Source organism: Massilia sp. NBRC 108631 (assembly GCF_059704565.1).
Genome location: NZ_BAAKJE010000198.1, coordinates 1 through 18,902, shown reverse-complemented (window position 1 = coordinate 18,902; position 18,902 = coordinate 1). Strand labels below are relative to the sequence as shown.

The following is an 18,902-nucleotide window of genomic DNA, read 5'->3' as shown; positions in this document are numbered from 1 at the left end:
GGCTAGTACCAGCCCTCGTCGTCCAGCACCATCTTCTTGAAGTAATCGATATTGGCGCGGGTGGCGAACAGGGCGGAGGGGATGAAGCACACCAGCGCCGACGCCATCAGGCTCTGCAGCCCGAGCGCGCCGAACAGCAGCCGCGCGGCGCACACCAGCAGCGCCGCCAGCAGGCACAGCGACAGCGCCTTGCGGCCCATGCCCTTGGCGGCATAGTAGAACGGGCCGAACAGGAAGGCCCACGGATTGAACAGCACCAGCGCGCGCTCGGCCAGGCTCAGCTCGATCGACTGCGGCAGTTCCACGCCGCCGCCCTTTTGCAGCGCCGCGAAAATGGTTTTCCAGCCGGACGACAGGCCCGGCAACGCGATTGCCGTGGCCGCGACGTCGGCGCCGCAGTTGAAGCAGAAGTGTGCGGTGGACGAAGCCTGGGATCCGCATTGCTGGCAGAACGGCATTTATTTCCTTGGTGGAGGGGATGCCTGCCATGATACCGTCCCGCGCCGCCCGGAAAATCCTCGCTTTGTCACACTGGCCGGGGACGGGGGCGAAATAAAGTCCGTGCGGCGCGCCGGCGGCGCCGCATGTGCGTAAACACAACAGTTGCTATAATGGCGCGCTCCCCGAACACAACCCGCACACCGCGCACGCCGCGCGCAAGGAGCTCCTCTGACACCGCAAGCCGAAAACCTGCGCAGCATCTACGCCATGCTGATCGCCGTCGCCATGTTCGCCCTGATGGACACGGCGATGAAGCTGCTGGCCGCCCACTATCCCGCGATCCAGGTCACCGCGCTGCGCTCGCTGTCCTCGCTGCCGCTGGTGTGCGCCTACATCGCCTACCGCCGCAAGTTCAGCGGCGTGGCCAGGGTGCGCTGGCCGCTGCACCTGCTGCGCGGCGGGCTCGGCATCGCCATGTTGACGCTGTTCGCCTACGCGCTCAAAAGCCTGCCGCTGGCCGACGCCTATTCGATCTTCTTCATCGCGCCCGCGCTGATTACGGCGCTGTCGGTGTTCGTGCTGAAGGAAAGGGTGGACGCGCTGCAGTGGGGCGCCATCGTGGTCGGGCTGATCGGCGTGCTGGTGGTGCTGCGCCCGGACGGCGCCAGCTTCATCTCGCTGGCCGGCCTGGCGGTGCTGGGCGCGGCGGCGTGCTATGCGGTGTCGGCCATCGCCAGCCGCATCCTGAGCCGCACCGACGCCAGCGAGCACATCATGTTCTGGCTGCTGGTGACGATGGGCAGTGGCTCGGTGGCCATGGCCTGGCAGGGCTGGGTGGCGATCCGTGCCGAGGACTGGCTGATCATCTGCGGCCTGGCGCTGAGCGGCTTTCTCGGCCAGCTGGCCATCACCATCGCCTTCAGCATGGGCAAAGCCTCGGTGGTGGCGCCGTTCGAATATTCGGCGCTGGCCTGGGGCGTGGCGCTCGACTGGCTGCTGTGGAACACGCTGCCCGACGCCTACACCCTGCTGGGCGCGGCCATCATCATCGGCAGCGGCATCTACCTGGTGCGGCGCGAGGCGGTGCATGCCGAAGCCGAACACCCCTAGCAAGCTGAGCCGCATGTGCGCTACTTCGGGGTCTGACCCCGAAGTGGGCGTAATGCGGCTCAGGCTGCTTGGGCGGGAGGCGGGCAAGTCCGATATAATTTGCGGATGTTAAAACAACGTACCATCAAAGAAAAAGTCTGCACCACCGGCGTCGGGCTGCACTCGGGCACCAAGGTGGTGCTGACCTTGCGTCCGGCTGCGCCCGGCGTGGGCGTGGTGTTTCGCCGCGTCGACCAGGTGCCGCCGGTGGAGTTTCCGGCCAGCGCCATGGCGGTCACCGATACCCGCATGGCCACCGTGCTGAGCAAGGGCGACATCCGCATCTCCACCGTCGAGCATTTGATGTCGGCCTGCGCCGGCCTGGGCATCGACAATCTGTACGTGGACGTGAGCGCGGAAGAAATTCCCATCATGGACGGCTCGGCTTCGTCCTTTGTCTATCTGCTGCAGCAGGCCGGCGTGCAGGAGCAGAACGCGGCCAAGAAATTCATCCGCGTGCTGAAACCGGTGGAAGTGCGGGAAGGCAAGCCGGGCAACGAGAAGTGGGCGCGCCTGGTACCGCACGACGGCTTCAAGCTGGACTTTTTCATTGAATTCAACCACCCGGCGGTGGATGGCACGGCGCAGCGCGCCACCATCGATTTCGGCGACGTCACCTATGTGCAGGCAATTGCCCGCGCGCGCACCTTCGGCTTCATGCAGGACGTGGAAATGCTGCGCGGCATAGGCCTGGCGCGCGGGGGCTCGCTGGAAAACGCCATCGTGATGGACGAGTACCGCATCCTCAACGCGGACGGCTTGCGCTACGACGACGAGTTCGTGCGCCACAAGATCCTGGACGCGATCGGCGACTTGTTCCTGGTCGGCCATCCGCTGGTGGCCAGCTACGAGGCGCACAAATCCGGCCACGCGCTGAACAACCAGCTGCTGCGCGCGCTGCTGGCAGACCCGCAAGCGTATGAAATCGTGACCTACGACACGCTGGAATCGGCGCCGGAATCGTATGTGCGCCAGATGACGCACGAGTGGGACCTGAACCAGTAAGCTAGTAATCGGGCCGGTCGCGGCGGCGCTGCACCAGTAGCTGCAGCGCCTGGATCAGGCTGTCGTTCTGCTTGCTTTGCTCGAGCGACTTGCTCAATTCTTCGAAGGCGGTGACAGCGGTGGGCGGCAAGGTCAGCGCCCGCATCTGCTCCTTGATCTCGGCCGCCTTCATCATCTGCACGCGCAGCTTGATGTTGTTGATGTGCCAACCGCGCTTGAGCAGTGCATCCTGCAATTTCGGCAACTGTTGCTTGAGCTTGGCCGCCACGGCCGAGCTGGGCGTAGAGAGCAGCAAATTGCCCTCTTCGAAAGCCAGGATCTCGCACAGGCTGAACATGGTGGGCAGAGTGGCGGCGCAATCCTTCTGCAGCGCGGCCATGCGCTCGACGGCTGGCAGCAGGGCCGCCATCTTGTCATTTCTTTTCAGAAAGTCCGTGGCCACCTTGGGTGTCCGGCCTTGATTGAGGGAATTGAAGAAGCGCATGGCCGCAACATACCACAGCCCGCCTGCCAGCCCAAGCGAACTGAGCCGCATTCGCCCACATTCGGGGTCTGACCCCGATTGGGGGGGAATGCGGCTCAGTTCGCTTGTAGGAATGGGACGGAAGTGGCGGAAAAATCCGGATTAGTTACAATTGTGGCTATTGTTATAAAGGGCAATAACCCAACCTTGGCCGGACGGCATGATAAAATCATCGGTCTTTTGCCCCCGGCAAGCTGAGCACCTTACACCATAGCTTTTTTTAACGGCGTTAACCAATGTCCTTACTGACCCAGATTTTCGGCAGCCGCAACCAGCGTCTGCTCAAGCAATATCAAAAAACGGTACGCGAAATCAATGCGCTCGAGCCGGCCATGGAAAAGCTGTCGGATGCCGAGCTGCAGGCGAAAACCCCCGCTTTCAAAGAACGTATCGCCAACGGCGAGGCGCTCGACGCGCTGCTGCCGGAAGCCTTCGCGGTCTGCCGCGAAGCCTCCAAGCGCGTCTTCAAGATGCGCCACTTCGACGTCCAGCTGATCGGCGGCATGGTGTTGCACTTCGGTAAGATCGCCGAAATGGGTACCGGCGAGGGCAAGACCCTGACCGCGACCCTGCCGGCCTACCTGAATGCGCTGTCCGGCAAGGGCGTGCACATCGTCACCGTCAACGATTACCTGGCCCAGCGCGACGCCGACACCATGGGCAAGCTGTACGGCTGGCTGGGCCTGAGCACCGGCATCAACCTGTCGCAGATGGAGCACGCCGCCAAGCAGGCGGCCTACGCGTCCGACATCACTTACGGCACCAACAACGAATTCGGCTTCGATTACCTGCGCGACAACATGGTCTTCGAAGCGCGCGACCGCGTGCAGCGCGCCCTGAACTTCGGCATCGTCGATGAAGTCGACTCGATCCTGATCGACGAAGCCCGTACCCCGCTGATCATCTCCGGCCAGGCCGAGAACCACACCGATCTGTACTACAAGATCAACGAAGTGCCGAAGATGCTGACCCAGCAGGTCGGCGAGGAAACCTCGGACGGCAAGGGCAAGATCGAAGTGCCGGGCGACTACACCAAGGACGAGAAGGCGCACTCGGTGCTGCTGACCGAAGCCGGCCACGAGAAGGCCGAAGCCATCCTGGTGCAGATGGGCCTGCTGCCGGAAGGCGCCTCGCTGTACGATTCGGCCAACATCACGCTGGTGCACCACCTGTACGCGGCGCTGCGCGCGCACGCGCTGTACTTCAAGGACCAGCACTACGTGGTGCAGAACAATGAAGTGGTGATCGTCGATGAATTCACCGGCCGCCTGATGACGGGCCGGCGCTGGTCCGACGGCCTGCACCAGGCCGTGGAAGCGAAAGAAGGCGTGAAGATCCAGAACGAGAACCAGACCCTGGCCTCGATCACCTTCCAGAACTACTTCCGCATGTACGGCAAGCTGGCCGGCATGACCGGTACCGCCGACACCGAAGCGTATGAATTCCAGGAAATCTACGGCCTGGAAACCGTGGTGATCCCGCCCAACCGCCCTTCGGCGCGCAAGGACAAGCAGGACCAGGTCTACAAGACCAACCAGGAAAAGTACAACGCCATGATGCTGGAGATCCGCGAGTGCTACGACCGCGGCCAGCCGGTGCTGGTGGGTACCACTTCGATCGAGAACTCGGAACTGCTGTCGGCCATCCTGACCAAGGGCGGCCTGCCGCACAACGTGCTGAACGCCAAGCAGCATGCCCGCGAGGCGGAAATCATCGCCCAGGCGGGCAGCCCGAAAGCGATCACCATCGCCACCAACATGGCCGGCCGCGGTACCGACATCGTGCTGGGCGGTAACGTGGAAAACCAGATCAAGTTCATCGACGCCAACCCGGCCCTGAGCGACGCCGACAAGGCCGCCCAGGCCAAGGCGCTGCGCGACGGCTGGCAGGCGCTGCACGAACAGGTGGTGGCCGCCGGCGGCCTGCACATCGTGGGCACCGAGCGCCACGAATCGCGCCGCGTCGACAACCAGCTGCGCGGCCGCGCCGCCCGCCAGGGCGACCCCGGCATGTCGCGCTTCTTCCTGTCGCTGGACGATCCTTTGCTGCGCATCTTCGCCGGCGACCGCGTGCGCGCGGTGATGGACCGCCTGAAGATGCCGGAAGGCGAACCGATCGAGGCGGGCATCGTGTCGCGCTCCATCGAGTCGGCCCAGCGCAAGGTGGAGGCGCGCAACTTCGATATCCGCAAACAGCTGCTGGAGTACGACGACGTCGCCAACGACCAGCGCAAGGTGATCTACCAGCAGCGTAACGAGCTGCTGGAGGCGACCGATATCTCCGAGATGATCGCTTCGCTGCGCCACGGCATGTTCACCGACATCGTGCGCGAGTACGTGCCGGCGGAGTCGGTGGAAGAGCAGTGGAACATCCAGGGCCTGGAAGCGGTGCTGGCCGGCGAGTGGCAGGTGCAGGTGGACCTGCAGGGCGCGCTGGCGGCCGACTCCAGCCTGACCGACGAGGAAGTGCTGGAGAAGGTGCTGGCCGCGGCCGACGCGGTCTACCAGGCCAAGATCGACATCGTCGGCAAGGACGTGTTCGGCGGCTTCGAGCGCAACGTCATGCTGCAAAGCGTGGACAGCCACTGGCGCGAGCACCTGGCCGCGCTGGACCACCTGCGCCAGGGTATCCACCTGCGCGGCTATGCGCAGAAGAATCCGAAGCAGGAGTACAAGCGCGAGGCGTTCGAGCTGTTCGGCCAGATGCTGGACCTGATCAAGAACGAGGTGGTGCGCAACGTGATGACGGTGCGCATCCAGTCGCGCGAGGAAATCGACGCGGCCGAAGCGGCGATGCAGGCCAGCCACGTGGAGAACGTGCATTACCAGCACGCCGACTTCAACCCGAACGCGGCGCCGGAAGAGCTGCTGGCGCCGACCGCCGCGCCGGCCGCGTCCGACGACGGCGTGCGTGTGGGCCGCAACGACCCTTGCCCTTGCGGCAGCGGCAAGAAGTACAAGGCTTGCCACGGCAAGCTGGCGTGATTTGCGCCGATTAAAAAGACCGGAGCCCAGCTCCGGTTTTTTTTTCGCCTAGGCCCGGGCCGGGGAGCTGCGCGGGATCAGGATGCGCACCGCCGTGCCCTGTCCGGGCTGCGACTCCACCGTCACCCGTCCGCCCAGCACGCCGGTCACGATGTTGTACACGATGTTCATGCCGAGCCCGGTGCCGCCGCGTCCCATCTTGGTGGTGAAGAAGGGGTCGAACACGTGCCGCCTGACGTCGTCGGCCATGCCGGCGCCGTCGTCGCTGAAGACCACCTCGACCATGCCGCCGTCCAGTTCGCGCGCCACGATGGCGATGCTGCCGCCGCTGCGTCCTTCGAAGGCGTGCGCCAGCGCATTGTTGATCAGGTTGGTGAAGATCTGGTACCAGCTGCCCGGATAGGAATCGAGCGCCAGGCCCGGCGGCACCTCGACCGTGGTGCTGCAATGGGCGCGGCGCAGGCGCGGCACATAGGTGGCGGCCGTGTCCTGCACCACCGCCTGCAGCTTGAACACGCGGCGCTGGTCGTTGGTCTGGTCCACCGCGATCTGCTTGAATGAGGCGATCAGGTTGGCCGCCTTGTGCAGCGAGCCGGAAATCAGCGCCGAGGCCAGCTTCACTTCCTCGTTGTAGGTGGTCAGCGCCGAGCGGCGCAGGCTGCCGCCCACCAGCATGGCTTCGAATTCCTGCACCCGGTCGCCCAGCGCGGTCGAGGCCAGCAGGCTGTTGCCGATCGGCGTGTTCAGCTCGTGCGCGATGCCGGCCACCAGCGAGCCGAGCGAGGCCATCTTTTCCGCCGCGAGCAAGTCGTGCTGGGTGCGCTGCAGAGTTTGCAGCGCGTGCGACAGGTCGCCGTTGGCGCGCTCCAGCTCGGCCGAGCGCTGGCGCACCCGGCTCTCCAGCGACACGTTCAATTCTTCCAGTTCCTGCTTGGCCTTCAGCTCGGCCGTCATGTCCAGCAGCGCCCAGATGATGGCGTCCACCCCGTCCAGCGTCAGCGAGGACGACCAGATCGCCACCTGGCCGCTGCCGCCGTCGCGCAAGGCCATGCTGGCCACTTCGCCGTGCACGCTGCCGTTGCGCATGTACAGCTGCCAGATCCGTTCGCGTTCCTCCGGCGCGCCCCAGAAGGTGAACGAGTCCGAGCGCTGGCCGATCAGCTGTTCCGGGCCGTAGCCGAAGGCGCGCGTGAGGGCCTGGTTGGCGCCGATGATGTGGCCGTTGCGGTCGGTTACGCTGAGCGGCAGCGGCGCCATGTCGAACAGGGTCTTGAAGCGCGCTTCCGATTCGGACAGGCGCTGCTGCGACGCTTCCAGCTGCAGCACCCGCTCGCGCAGCGCCACGCTCATCGAATTGAGCGAGCGCGCATAGACTTCGATTTCGTCGCCTTCGCCTTCCGGCGGACGCTGGCCGAAGGCGTCTTTCATCATCTCGCCGGTCTGGCTGGTGAGGGCGCGCAGGCGCCGTCCGATGCCCTGGGTGAAGGCGTAGAACAGCAGCACGCCCAGCGCCAGGCCGAACAGCGAGATCAGGCCGGACTGCAGGAATACTTCTTCGCGTGCCTTGTCCAGTTCGCTGGTCGACAGGCCGAAGTTGAGCGAGCCGACCTGGTTGTCCTTGAGCAGCATCGGCGCGCGCGCGTGCAGCGTGCCCTCGCGCTGCCAGGTGCGCACGCCGTTCATGGCCGGCGCGGTGCCGTTGCGCAGCGCCACCGGCAGCTCGGCCGGACGCTCGCCCGCGCTGGCCACCGGCACGTCGTTGTGGTCCAGCACCACGATGTAGCGCACGAAGCTGTCCTGCGGGTCGGACAGCATCTCGTTCCAGTAGTCGTTCAGCTCGCTGAGCCGGCCGCGGATGGCGTAGGGGCTCAGCGTGAGGTTGAGCGTGACGGCGTATTCGTGCGCGACCCGTTCCGCGTTCTTGCCCACCGCGTTGTCCATCACGCGCTGGCTGTTGCCGATCAGCAGGGCCACCACCAGCGCCTGGACGATGGCACTCAACAACAGAAACTTCGCGCGCAGCGATAAACTCACACCCACTCCTAGCTGTCCAGGACGCCCCTCGTCCCCATCCAGCAATATACCGCATGCAACTAGGCCCAGGAGTGCCAAGATCGCCTGGACCGTGCCGTCCTGCTTGCCGCCGGCGCGCTGGCCGACATGAAAACGCCCGCCGGGTTGCCCGGGCGGGCGTTGGTCGTGCAGGCAGGCGTGTGGCTTACGGCAGGGTCAGGATGACCTTGACCGTGTCGTCCACCGCCGACTTGTCGATGTAGCCGATGGCTTTCGGATCGTCCGCCACGGCCTTCTTGACCTCGGCGTTGCCCTTGTATTCCTTGGGCGGGGTGGCCTTGCCGGTAAATACCAGCTTGGACCAGATCGCCTTGACCTGGGCCGCGTCCTTCTCCGCCACCTTCTGGTAGAAGTCGTTGCGGATGGCCGAGCCTTCAGCCTGGTCCACCGGCGTGAACATGTTCGATTTGCCGAGGAAGAACTGGGACGCCTGTTCCGAGAACATGCGCGTGGCCGGGTTGGCCTTGTTGACGATCACCACCGTTTCGGCGGCGGCCGGCACGCTGGCTGCGGCGAAGCCGGCCAGCATCAGGGAAGTCATTATTTTTTTCATGGGTTCACCTTAGAATACGAAATCCAGACCGGCCGCAACCACGGTCACGCTGTCTTTCTGGCCGGCGGCCGGCGTGAAGATCAGCTGGCCCGACTTGACCTTGGGCTTGACGCGGTCGACCTGCACCTTGAGCGCCATCGACTTGGCGAAGTCCCAGCGTACGCCGATCAGGTCGGTCGATTGCTCGGGCGAGATCAGCAGGTTGTTGACGGCGCCGTTCAGCGTCGGGATCTTGGCCAGCGCGGCCGGCACGGTGATCGAGCTGCCTGCGCCCTTGACGGCGGCGTGCGCGTAGTACGGCAGCACCTTGCCGACGCGGTAGCCGGCCATGGCGTACCAGGAATTGGTTTCCGGGATGTAGACCGGGTCGTGCGCGCGGCGCTGCGCGTACTCGGACTGGATCACGATGTTGTTCCAGTCCACCGTCACGCCCAGCTCGGTGAAGCTCATTTTCTTGCCGTCGACGATGCCCAGGTCGCGGCCCAGCTGGCCGAAGCCGACCTGGGTCAGCGTGGCGGCCAGGCTGTTGATCGGCAGCAGGTTGTCGCTGTGCAGCTCGGCGCGGGCGTGGCCCAGGCGCACGGTCACCGGACCGCGTTCGAGCGACAGGCTGACGCCCTGGGCCGGTGCGCGGTACTTGGCCACGGAGCCGCCGGCGGTCGGCACGAACAGCTTGCCGCGGCTGGAGCCGAAGAAGGCTTGCGCGGTGAAGTTGGTGTCGCCGAAGGCGTGCTGGTAGTTCACATCGACGCCGTCCACGTTTTCAATCGGGTCCTGGCCGTAGACTTCGATCGGCGGACGCATCATGGTGTTGGCGTAGCCCACGTTCTGGTAGTCGGAAATCAGGAAGGCGGGGATCACCACGCGGCCGACGCGCACATTGATTTCATCGTTGACCTTCATTTTCAGGAAGGCCCAGGTCAGGTCGGTGGTGAAGCTGGGGCTGGTGTTCTTGCGGGTCAGCACCTGCGCGGTGCCCGACAGCCAGTCGTTGATCTTGTAGGTGGCTTGCAGGCCGAGGTTGCTGTCCAGGCCCAGGCGCGGGCTGTCGCCGACGCCGGTCGCCTGGTTGTAGCGGGCAAACTTGGCGGTGTCTGTGTTGCTCTTGGCGGCGGCCAGCGTGCCGAAGCCGCTGATGCTCAGATTGCCGTCGTCCAGGGAGCCTGCCTGGGCTTGCATGACGCTGCAGGCCGCCAGCACGGATGCTACTAGAAGTTGCTTTTTCATCGTACGGATTCCAATCACTCTATTTTTCGGAGAAGCGGCAAGCACGGGGCACCGCATGCGTCGCTAACCTTAGTTGAAATTTCTCTGAGGCATGATTATGAAAACGTTGTACTGAACAAAAGCTCTAAAATTCTGTGGCTTTTTAGCGATGTTATGCTGCGTTTTCGGCATCATTGCTGCACGTTTGGCCGAATTTTTAATATTGGCGGGAAAACAGTGATGGTCTGGAAAGTAACCGAAAGTAGTGCGCCGCACCGTCCGGCTGTAGGCATTACAATAACGGCTTCCCTACACTAGCCCGAGAATCCAAATGGCCGTCAATTCCCCCATTCCTGTCGCTGCTGATCTGAAGCCGGTTGCCGGCATCGAGATCGGTTTTGCCGAAGCCGGCATCAAGAAGCCGAACCGCAAGGACTTGCTGGTGCTGCGCCTGGCGCCGGGCGCCACCGTGTCCGGCGTGTTCACCTTGAACCGCTTCTGCGCCGCGCCGGTGCAGATCTCGAAAGCCAACCTGGCTGCCGTAAACGCCGGCGGCCAGCCGATCCGCGCGCTGATGGTCAACACCGGCAACGCCAACGCCGGCACCGGCGAAGAGGGCCTGGCGCGTGCGCAGCAAAGCTGCGCGGCGCTGGCCGAACTGCTGGGTTGCGGCGCTGGCCAGATCCTGCCGTTCTCGACCGGCGTGATCCTGGAGCCGCTGCCGGTGGAGCGCATCGTGGCCGGCCTGCCGGCCGCCGTGGCCAACCTGACCGCCGACAACTGGTTCAACGCGGCCGAAGCCATCATGACCACCGACACCCAGCCGAAAGCCGGCTCGCGCACGGTGGACATCGCCGGCCACAAGGTGACCTTGACCGGCATCTCCAAGGGCGCCGGCATGATCAAGCCTAACATGGCCACCATGCTGGGCTTCCTGGCCTTCGACGCCAAGGTGGCGCAGCCGGTGCTGGACGTGCTGGTCAAGCAGGCGGCCGACCAGTCGTTCAATTGCATCACCATCGACGGCGACACCTCCACCAACGACTCCTTCATGCTGGTGGCCACCGGCGCCGGCACGCTGGAAGTGAACTCGGTCGACTCGCCTGAATTCAAGGCGCTGGCCGCGGCCGTTACGGAGCTGTCGGTATTCCTCGCGCAAGCCATCATCCGCGACGGCGAAGGCGCCACCAAATTCATGACGATCACGGTGGAAGACGGCAAGAACATGGAAGAATGCCGCAAGATCGCGTACTCCATCGCCCACTCGCCGCTGGTGAAAACCGCTTTCTTCGCCTCCGACCCCAACCTGGGCCGCATCCTGGCCGCGATCGGCTACGCCGGCGTGGACGACCTGGACGTGAGCAAGCTCAACCTGTACCTGGACGACGTGTGGGTGGCCAAGAACGGCGGCCGCAATCCCGACTACAAGGAAGAAGACGGCCAGCGCGTGATGAAGCAGAGCGAGATCGGCGTGCGCGTGAAGCTGGCGCGCGGCGAGGCCAAAGCCACGGTCTACACCTGCGACCTGTCGCATGACTACGTCAGCATCAACGCCGACTACCGTTCCTGATATGGCGACGCCCCTCGAGCAATTCCTGGTGCGCGCCGAAGCCCTGCTGCAAAGAGTGGAGGCGATCCTGCCGCACGGTCCGCGCGAGCCGGACTGGAAGCTGGGCTACGCCTACCGCTGGCGGCGCCGCAATGGCGGCGCCAGCCATTTGCAGGCGGTGACGCACGTCTCTAGCATCGCGCTGGACGATCTGCACAACATCGCCCCGCAAAAGGCCGCCATCGAACAGAATACGCGCCAGTTCGTTGCCGGCCGCCCGGCCAACAACGTGCTGCTGACGGGCGCGCGCGGCACCGGCAAATCGTCGCTGATCAAGGCCTGTTTGAACCAGTTCGCCAAGAATGGCTTGCGGCTGATCGAAGTCGACAAGGCCGACCTGGCCGAGCTGCCGGACATCGTCGAGCTGGTGGCGGGCCGCCCCGAGCGCTTCATCATCTTCTGCGACGACCTGTCGTTCGAAGAGGGCGAGAGCGGCTACAAGGCGCTGAAGGTGGCGCTGGACGGCTCGATCGCCGCGCAATCCAACAATGTGCTGATCTACGCCACCTCCAACCGGCGCCACCTGATGCCGGAGCGCATGGCCGACAACCTGAGCTACAAGCACGACGAGGACGGCGACCTGCATCCGGGCGAAACGGTGGAGGAGAAGATCTCGCTGTCGGAGCGCTTCGGCCTGTGGCTGTCGTTCTACGCCTTCAAGCAGGACGATTACCTCGACATCTGCGGCCACTGGCTGGCCAGCTTCGGCTGCACCCCGGCGCAGGTGGAGGCGGCGCGCGGCGAGGCCTTGCGCTGGGCGCTGCAGCGCGGCTCGCGTTCCGGCCGCGTGGCCTGGCAGTTCGCCAAGGACTATGCCGGCAAACTCCCCGATGAAAGCAATGTGAATGACTGATAAGAAAGTGGACGTCGCCGTCGGCATCCTGATCAAGCCGAACGGCGACGTGCTGCTGGGCCAGCGCCCGGCAGGCAAGCCCTATGACGGCTATTGGGAATTCCCCGGCGGCAAAGTCGATCCGGGCGAGACGGTGCTGCAAGCGCTCAAGCGCGAGTTTGTCGAAGAGCTGGGATTGACCGTGAACAGCGCGCAGGAATGGTGCGGCGTGGAGTATGCGTACCCGCACGCCCATGTGCGGCTGCACTTCTACATCAGCCGCGACTGGCACGGCGAGCCGCAAAGCCTGGAAGGCCAGGCTTTCGCATGGCAGGGCACGGTCGGCGTCGAGCCGCTATTGCCGGCCACCATACCGCTGCTCGAATGGCTGGAGCAGATCCGCCACGATCCGGCGGCGCTGCCCTGATTTATTCCTCGTCCAGCGGATCGCGCGGCGGCGCGGCCGGGATGGCGTACTTTTCCTCGGCCCAGGCGCCCAGGTCGATCTGCTTGCAGCGTTCGGAACAGAAGGGGCGGTATTTGTTTTTTTCGCTCCACTCCACTTTGGCGGAGCAGGTCGGGCATGCAACTACGGTCATGGCGATTCTTTAAAAATTACAGAGCGTGAGCTCGAATGGTACATCTTCTTCCAGCGGCTTGGGTTTCAAATCGCCGCCCTGGGTGGTGAAACGCACCCACAGCATGTATTTGTTGGCGGAGATCTCGGGGATGGCGCCCATCGATTCGTCCAGCGTCAGCCGCAGCATCTGGTAGACCTTGCCTTGCAGCATTTGCTGGTAGCTGCCCGCATTGGCGATCATCTTCACCGGGCCGCCCGAGTCGCGCAGCAGGCGCAGCACCAGGGCCAGGGCGTCGAACAGCGGCGCCAGCGGCGCGAACCAGCCGGCGATGTCGTTGAAGCGCTGCTCGGCGCTGCGCTTTTGCCAGGCGTAATAGGAGGGCAGGTCGAATTCGCAGGCGCCGCCGGGGATGATGGTGCGGCCGCGTATGCTCATCAGCCATTCATTGTCGCGCACGTTCTGGCCGGTCTTGCCCTGCGCGCCCACCAGCGCGCTGCTCACGCTGTCCAGTTCGGACAGGATGGCGTCCAGCGTTTCAGCCTGTACATTCGGGTTGGAGCGGTAGCTCAGCAAAGTCTGGCGCTGGCGCTCCAGTTCCTGCAGCAGGTCCGACTTCAGGTCGGCCCGGCCTGCCACTTCGAGCATGTCGAAGATGGTGGACAGCGCGACATGGTGCTGCATGGGGTGTTCTTGATGCACAAAGAACTTGAATTTCTCGTACAGGTCTTCCAGCCGCAACAACGTGCGTATGCGCTCGTTGAAAGGGTATTCGTAGACAATCAAAATGACTTCCCTCTATAGATGGGCCTGCAAAGAATTCCGTGATTCTGAACCAAGCGAAGCAAAATTACAAACGTTGCGATGGTATTGTTATCGTTCCTGCCGAAAATGCCAGGTATAAATCGTGTAATCGCGCGATTTGCGGCTCCAATGCTGCTAAATCCCCCTCATTATTAATGATATCGTCCGCCGCTGCCAACCGCGTTGAACGCGGCGCCTGGGCCGCCATGATGGCTTGCACCTGGGCCGCCGGCATCTTGTTGCGCGCCATCACGCGCGCCACCTGCACCGCCTCCGGGCAGTCCACCACCAGCACGCGCTGCACCCGGCTGCGCCATGTGCCGGACTCGACCAGCAGCGGCACGTCGTAGATCACGTAGGGGCCGGTGGCGGCGGCGCCCGCCGCTTCGGCGGCGCTGCGGATCAGCGGGTGCAGGATGGCTTCCAGCCTGGCCTTGGCGGTGGCGTCGCTGAACACCAGCGCGCGCATGCGGGCGCGGTCCATGGCGCCGCTGGCGTCGGCCAACCCGGGGCCGAACTCGGCCAGCAGGGCCGGCATGGCGGGGCCGCCCGGCACGGTCATGCCGTGGGCGATGCGGTCGGTGTCGACGATGGTGGCGCCCAGTTCGGCGAAGCGCGCCGCCACCACGCTCTTGCCGCTGCCGATGCCGCCGGTCAGGCCGACGCTGAACTTGCCGCTGGCGCCGGTGCCGGTGCGTGGGCCAGTGCTGGTGCCTGTACTCACTTTACTGGCCCAGTACGCTGGAAGTGAACGCCGCCAGCGGACCGCCGAACATCAGCGCGATCAGGCCGGCCGCCGCCAGGTAGGGACCGAAGGGGATGGGGTTGTTGCGGCCGCGCTTGGCGAACACCATCAGGCAGATGCCGACCACCGCGCCCACTACCGACGACAGCAGGATGATGGTGGGCAGCGTGGCCCAGCCCAGCCAGGCGCCCAGCGCCGCCAGCAGCTTGAAGTCGCCGTAGCCCATGCCTTCCTTGCCGGTGGCCAGCTTGAACAGCCAGTAGATCGACCACAGCGCCAGGTAGCCGGCCGCCGCGCCGATCACAGCGTCCTGCAGCGGCACGAAGGTGCCGTTGATGTTGATCAGCAGGCCGGCCCACAGCAGCGGCAAGGTCAGGTCGTCCGGCAGCAGCTGGGTGTCGGCGTCGATGAAGGTCATGGCGATCAGCAGGTAGGCGAACAGCAGCGTGGCCAGGCCCATCCAGCCGCTGCCGAACTGCCACACCAGCGCGGCCGACAGCAGGCCGGTGCACGCTTCGATGATGGGGTAGCGCGGCGAGATCTTCGCCTGGCAGTTGCTGCATTTGCCGCCCAGCACCAGGTAGCTGACCACGGGGATGTTTTCCAGCGCGGTGATCTGGTGCTGGCAGTGCGGGCAGGCCGAGCGCGGCGCCACCAGGCTGTAGCGTGTGGTGTGCGGCAAGTCCTTGCCCAGCTCCGAGGCCACGTAGTTGTCCGACTCGCGCTGCATCATGATGGGCAGGCGGTGGATGACGACGTTGAGGAAACTGCCGATCAGCAGGCCGAAGATGCCGGCCGCGATCGCGGCGATCAGGGTGGCGGGCGGGGCGAACAGCAAGATATCCTGCATCGGTTGGGTTCCGTTGGTTTTCTGTGCAGACAGTATAAGGCAGGGCGCGGCACAACTACAGTTGCAGCTGCGCCATTTTTTCATACAAGGTGGCGCGCGAAATGCCCAGCAGGCGCGCGGCCTCGGTTTTCTTGCCGCCCGCCGCCAGCAGCGCCGCTTCGATGGCGCCGCGCTCGGCCGCCGCCACCACCTGCGCCAGCGGCTGCACGATGGCGGCCGCGCCCGGCCGGGCCGGGCCGCCATGGGGGCGCGGCAGGATGGTGTCGAAGTCGTCCGCCACCAGGCGCCGGTTGTCGCTGTGCAGCACGGCCTTCTCCAGCACGTTGCGCAGTTCGCGCACATTGCCCGGCCAATCGTAGCCGGCCAGCCGCTGCAGCGCGCCGGGCGTCAGTTCGCGCCGGCCCATGCCGGTGCGCTCGACGATCTGCTCCAGCGCGCCTTCGCACAGCGCTTCCAGGTCGGCCAGCCGTTCGCGCAGCGGCGGCAGCGTGATGGACAGCACGTTCAGGCGGTAATACAGGTCGCGCCGCAGGCGGCCCTGCGCCAGTGCCTGCACCAGGTCGATGCTGGTGGCGGCGATGATGCGCACGTCCACCTTGATCACCTTGTTCGAGCCCAGCGGTTCCACTTCCTGCTCCTGCAGCACGCGCAGCAGCTTGGCCTGGATCTGCAGCGGCATGTCGCCCACTTCGTCCAGGAACAGCGTGCCGCCGTGGGCCAGCTTGAACTTGCCGTCGCGGCCGCGCTTGTCGGCGCCGGTGTAGGCGCCGGGCGCCGCGCCGAAGAATTCGGACTCCAGCAGCGCCTCGGGGATGGCGGCGGCGTTGACGGCGATGAAGGGCTGGCTGGCGCGCGCGGAACTGGCGTGGATGGCTTGCGCCAGCAGTTCCTTGCCGGTGCCGGTTTCACCCAGCAGCAGCACGGTGCTGCCCAGCTGCGCCGCGCGCCGCGCCTGGCGTTTCACTTCCAGGCTGGCCGGGCTGTTGCCGACGTAGCTGGCCAGCGTGTAGCGCGGGCGGCGGTCTTCCACCAGCAGGCGGCGGGTTTCCGCCAGTTCGTCCTGCAGCTGGGAGAACTTGCCCAGCAGCGGCTTCAGGTGGTGCAGCTTGTCGTACAGGCAGATGCCGACCGCGCCGATCACCTGGCCGTCCGGCCCGGTCAGCGGCAGGCGCGACACCACGAACGTGTCGCTGCCGAAGGCCATCAGGTCGAGCAGGATGGGCTCTCCCGTTTTGACGACCTGGCGCATCAGGCTGTTGGGAATGATCTCCTCCACGTCGCGCCCCAGCAGCGATTGCGGGTCGGTGTAGCCCAGCATGTGCAGGTATTTGTCGTTGCACCAAACGATGCGCGCGTCGGTGTCGACGGCGATGGTGCCTTCGCACAGCGCGTCCAGCCGTTCCAGCAGCTTGGGGATGGCCAGGTGGCGCAGGCCGCCCGCGCCCGGGTTTTCGGTAAACCAGTGCAGCAAGTCCATCGCGTCCATCCCCGCAAAAGGGCCGATTGTGACGGCTCTTGCCCAGCCTGTCCAGCATTCCCAACACATTGTCTGGATTTCCAGACGGGATTTCTCCGTAATTCTACGCAGGATGTCCGGCTATCCAGACAATATGCGTCGCAGCGGCACCCCCGCATCACCCCGGCTTATATCTAACTGCTTGAATACAAAGGACTTTGTTTTCCGGGCATGGATAGTGCTATAGACAACGTTCTACCTTATTGGAGCGTGTATGAGCTTTCTGATTGTGTTGCTGGCGCTGGTGTTCCTGATGGTGGTCGCCTACCGCGGCTTCAGCGTCATCCTGTTTGCCCCGGTGGCGGCCATGCTGGCCGTGCTGCTGACCGATCCCGGCCTGGTGCCGCCCATGTTTACCAGCGTCTTCATGGACAAGATGGTGGGCTTCGTGAAGCTCTACTTCCCCGTGTTCCTGCTCGGCGCCGTGTTCGGCAAGGTGATCGAGCTGTCCGGCTTTTCCAAGTCCATCGTGGCGCTGGTGATCCGCCTGGTGGGGCGCGAGCGCGCCATGCTGGCCATTGTCATGGTGTGCGCGGTGCTGACCTACGGCGGCGTGTCGCTGTTCGTGGTGGTATTCGCGGTCTACCCCTTCGCCGCCGAGATGTTCAGGCAGAGCAACATCCCCAAGCGCCTGATTCCCGGCACCATCGCGCTGGGCGCGTTCACCTTCACCATGGACGCGCTGCCCGGCACTCCGCAGATCCAGAACATCATCCCGACCTCCTTCTTCCAGACCGACACCTGGGCCGCGCCCTGGCTGGGCCTGACCGGCTCCGTGTTCATCCTGGCGGTGGGCCTGGCCTATCTGGAGTGGCGCCGCCGCCAGGCGCTGGCCAAGGGCGAGGGCTATGGTAGCGGCCACAGCAACGAGCCGGAGGAATTCACCCAGCAGAGCCTGCCGCATCCGCTGGTGGCGCTGCTGCCGCTGGTGCTGGTGGGCGTGCTGAACAAGGTGTTTACCATGATGATTCCGCTCTACTACGGCAAGAGCCACAGCCTGGAGCTGGCCGGTTCGGCCAAGCCGGTGGTGACCGAAGTGTCGAAGGTGGCGGCCATCTGGGCCGTGGAGGCGGCGCTGCTGGTGGGCATCGCCACGGTGCTGGTGCTGGCCTTCGACACGGTGCGCCGGCGCTTCGCCGAAGGCAGCAAGCTGGCCATTTCAGGCGCGCTGCTGGCGTCCATGAACACGGCCTCCGAGTACGGTTTCGGCGCCGTGATCGCCGGCCTGCCGGGCTTCCTGGTGGTAGCCGACGCGCTGCGCGCCGTGCCCAACCCGCTGATCAACGAGGCGATCGCCGTCACTTCGCTGGCCGGCATCACCGGTTCCGCCTCGGGCGGCATGAGCATCGCGCTGGCCGCCATGTCGGACACCTTCATCCAGGCCGCCAACGCCGCCCACATCCCGATGGAAGTGCTGCACCGCGTCGCCTCCATGGCCAGCGGCGGCATGGACACGCTGCCGCACAACGGCGCCGTGATTACCTTGCTGGCGGTGACCGGACTGACGCACAAAGTGTCCTATGGCGACATCTTTGTCGTCACCTGCATCAAGACCATGGCCGTGTTCGTGGTCATCGGCGCCTACTACGCGTTCGGCATCTACTGAGCGATCTACCAAGGAGTTTTCCCATGTTGAAGAACAAATCCGCCATCGTCACCGGTTCCACCAGCGGCATCGGCCTGGGCATAGCGCGCGCGCTGGCCGCGCAGGGCGCCAATGTCATGCTGAACGGCTACGGCGACGCCGCCGCCATCGAGGCCATCGCCGCCGAGCTGCGCGCGCACGGCGTGCAAGTGCGCCACAGCGCGGCCGACATGGCGCAGCCGGACCAGATCGCCGCCATGGTGGCCGAGGCCACGGCCGCGTTCGGCGCGGTCGACATCCTGGTCAACAACGCCGGCATCCAGCACACCGCGCCGGTGCACGAGTTCCCGCTGGAGCAGTGGGACCGGATCATGGCCATCAACCTGTCGTCCAACTTCCACGCCATCCGCGCCGCGCTGCCGCAGATGCGGCAGCGCGGCTGGGGCCGC

Annotated in this window: 18 protein-coding genes; 8 read left to right on the top strand and 10 right to left on the bottom strand. The window is 65.0% G+C overall.

All coding sequences use genetic code 11. From position 1 onward, the window contains the following. Positions 1-2 precede the first annotated feature (2 nt). A complete protein-coding gene (locus tag AC6H42_RS21640) occupies positions 3-458 on the bottom strand; it encodes a DUF2628 domain-containing protein (protein WP_057153351.1) in 456 nt (151 codons plus the stop codon). 250 nt (positions 459-708) lie between these two features. Here AC6H42_RS21640 and AC6H42_RS21635 point away from each other — a divergent pair, with 250 nt between their 5' ends. Next, positions 709-1,551 (top strand): DMT family transporter, encoded by an 843-nt coding sequence (locus tag AC6H42_RS21635; RefSeq protein WP_057153352.1) that lies wholly within the window; start codon positions 709-711, stop codon positions 1,549-1,551. A 105-nt stretch (positions 1,552-1,656) separates the two neighbouring features. Beyond that, positions 1,657-2,595, top strand: coding sequence for a UDP-3-O-acyl-N-acetylglucosamine deacetylase (lpxC, locus tag AC6H42_RS21630; RefSeq protein WP_057153353.1), 939 nt, complete (start codon positions 1,657-1,659; stop codon positions 2,593-2,595). Between the two features lies 1 nt (position 2,596). On the opposite strand, the gene AC6H42_RS21625 is transcribed toward lpxC, so the two are convergent. Then, positions 2,597-3,004, bottom strand: a complete 408-nt coding sequence (locus tag AC6H42_RS21625) for a DciA family protein (RefSeq protein ID WP_497548912.1) — start codon at positions 3,002-3,004, stop codon at positions 2,597-2,599. A 350-nt stretch (positions 3,005-3,354) separates the two neighbouring features. Between AC6H42_RS21625 and secA the strand changes: the two genes are divergently transcribed. Further along, on the top strand, positions 3,355-6,102 hold the full coding sequence (gene secA, locus AC6H42_RS21620) for a preprotein translocase subunit SecA (protein ID WP_497548911.1): 2,748 nt from the start codon (positions 3,355-3,357) through the stop codon (positions 6,100-6,102). A gap of 48 nt (positions 6,103-6,150) precedes the next feature. Here secA and AC6H42_RS21615 read toward each other — a convergent pair whose 3' ends face one another. From AC6H42_RS21615 to AC6H42_RS21605, 3 genes are all read right to left on the bottom strand, one after another. Then, a complete protein-coding gene (locus tag AC6H42_RS21615; RefSeq protein ID WP_057153356.1) occupies positions 6,151-8,136 on the bottom strand; it encodes an ATP-binding protein in 1,986 nt (661 codons plus the stop codon). A 184-nt stretch (positions 8,137-8,320) separates the two neighbouring features. Further along, complete coding sequence (locus tag AC6H42_RS21610; RefSeq protein WP_057153357.1) at positions 8,321-8,728, bottom strand: type 2 periplasmic-binding domain-containing protein; 408 nt, start codon at positions 8,726-8,728, stop codon at positions 8,321-8,323. Between the two features lie 9 nt (positions 8,729-8,737). Beyond that, positions 8,738-9,955, bottom strand: coding sequence for a porin (locus AC6H42_RS21605; RefSeq protein ID WP_057153358.1), 1,218 nt, complete (start codon positions 9,953-9,955; stop codon positions 8,738-8,740). 310 nt (positions 9,956-10,265) lie between these two features. Between AC6H42_RS21605 and argJ the strand changes: the two genes are divergently transcribed. The 3 genes from argJ to mutT are packed head-to-tail and all read left to right on the top strand — an operon-like array spanning position 10,266 to position 12,802. Beyond that, positions 10,266-11,504, top strand: a complete 1,239-nt coding sequence (argJ, locus tag AC6H42_RS21600) for a bifunctional glutamate N-acetyltransferase/amino-acid acetyltransferase ArgJ (protein ID WP_057153359.1) — start codon at positions 10,266-10,268, stop codon at positions 11,502-11,504. Between the two features lies 1 nt (position 11,505). Beyond that, complete coding sequence (locus tag AC6H42_RS21595) at positions 11,506-12,396, top strand: ATP-binding protein (RefSeq protein ID WP_057153360.1); 891 nt, start codon at positions 11,506-11,508, stop codon at positions 12,394-12,396. Further along, the gene (gene mutT / locus AC6H42_RS21590) at positions 12,389-12,802 is read left to right on the top strand and encodes an 8-oxo-dGTP diphosphatase MutT (RefSeq protein ID WP_057153361.1); all 414 of its coding nucleotides are present in this window, start codon (positions 12,389-12,391) and stop codon (positions 12,800-12,802) included. The genes AC6H42_RS21595 and mutT overlap by 8 nt, the downstream gene beginning before the upstream one ends. A 1-nt stretch (position 12,803) precedes the next feature. On the opposite strand, the gene yacG is transcribed toward mutT, so the two are convergent. The 5 genes from yacG to AC6H42_RS21565 form a co-directional block, all read right to left on the bottom strand. Beyond that, the gene (gene yacG / locus AC6H42_RS21585) at positions 12,804-12,974 is read right to left on the bottom strand and encodes a DNA gyrase inhibitor YacG (RefSeq protein ID WP_057153362.1); all 171 of its coding nucleotides are present in this window, start codon (positions 12,972-12,974) and stop codon (positions 12,804-12,806) included. Positions 12,975-12,983: 9 nt separating this feature from the next. Next, a complete protein-coding gene (gene zapD / locus AC6H42_RS21580) occupies positions 12,984-13,739 on the bottom strand; it encodes a cell division protein ZapD (protein WP_057153363.1) in 756 nt (251 codons plus the stop codon). 64 nt (positions 13,740-13,803) lie between these two features. Beyond that, entirely contained in the window at positions 13,804-14,481 is a 678-nt protein-coding gene (gene coaE, locus AC6H42_RS21575) for a dephospho-CoA kinase (RefSeq protein ID WP_057153364.1), read from the bottom strand. A 1-nt stretch (position 14,482) separates the two neighbouring features. Continuing rightward, positions 14,483-15,352 carry a prepilin peptidase gene (locus tag AC6H42_RS21570; protein WP_057153365.1) on the bottom strand — a complete coding sequence of 290 codons (870 nt, stop codon included), beginning with the start codon at positions 15,350-15,352 and terminating at the stop codon, positions 14,483-14,485. A 55-nt stretch (positions 15,353-15,407) separates the two neighbouring features. Further along, positions 15,408-16,829 carry a sigma-54 interaction domain-containing protein gene (locus AC6H42_RS21565; protein WP_057153693.1) on the bottom strand — a complete coding sequence of 474 codons (1,422 nt, stop codon included), beginning with the start codon at positions 16,827-16,829 and terminating at the stop codon, positions 15,408-15,410. 253 nt (positions 16,830-17,082) lie between these two features. Here AC6H42_RS21565 and AC6H42_RS21560 point away from each other — a divergent pair, with 253 nt between their 5' ends. Together AC6H42_RS21560 and AC6H42_RS21555 are read left to right on the top strand one after the other, a co-directional pair. Beyond that, a complete protein-coding gene (locus AC6H42_RS21560; RefSeq protein WP_497548910.1) occupies positions 17,083-18,474 on the top strand; it encodes a GntP family permease in 1,392 nt (463 codons plus the stop codon). A 23-nt stretch (positions 18,475-18,497) separates the two neighbouring features. Continuing rightward, the coding region (locus AC6H42_RS21555; protein WP_497548909.1) for an SDR family NAD(P)-dependent oxidoreductase at positions 18,498-18,902 on the top strand (405 nt) is incomplete at its 3' end.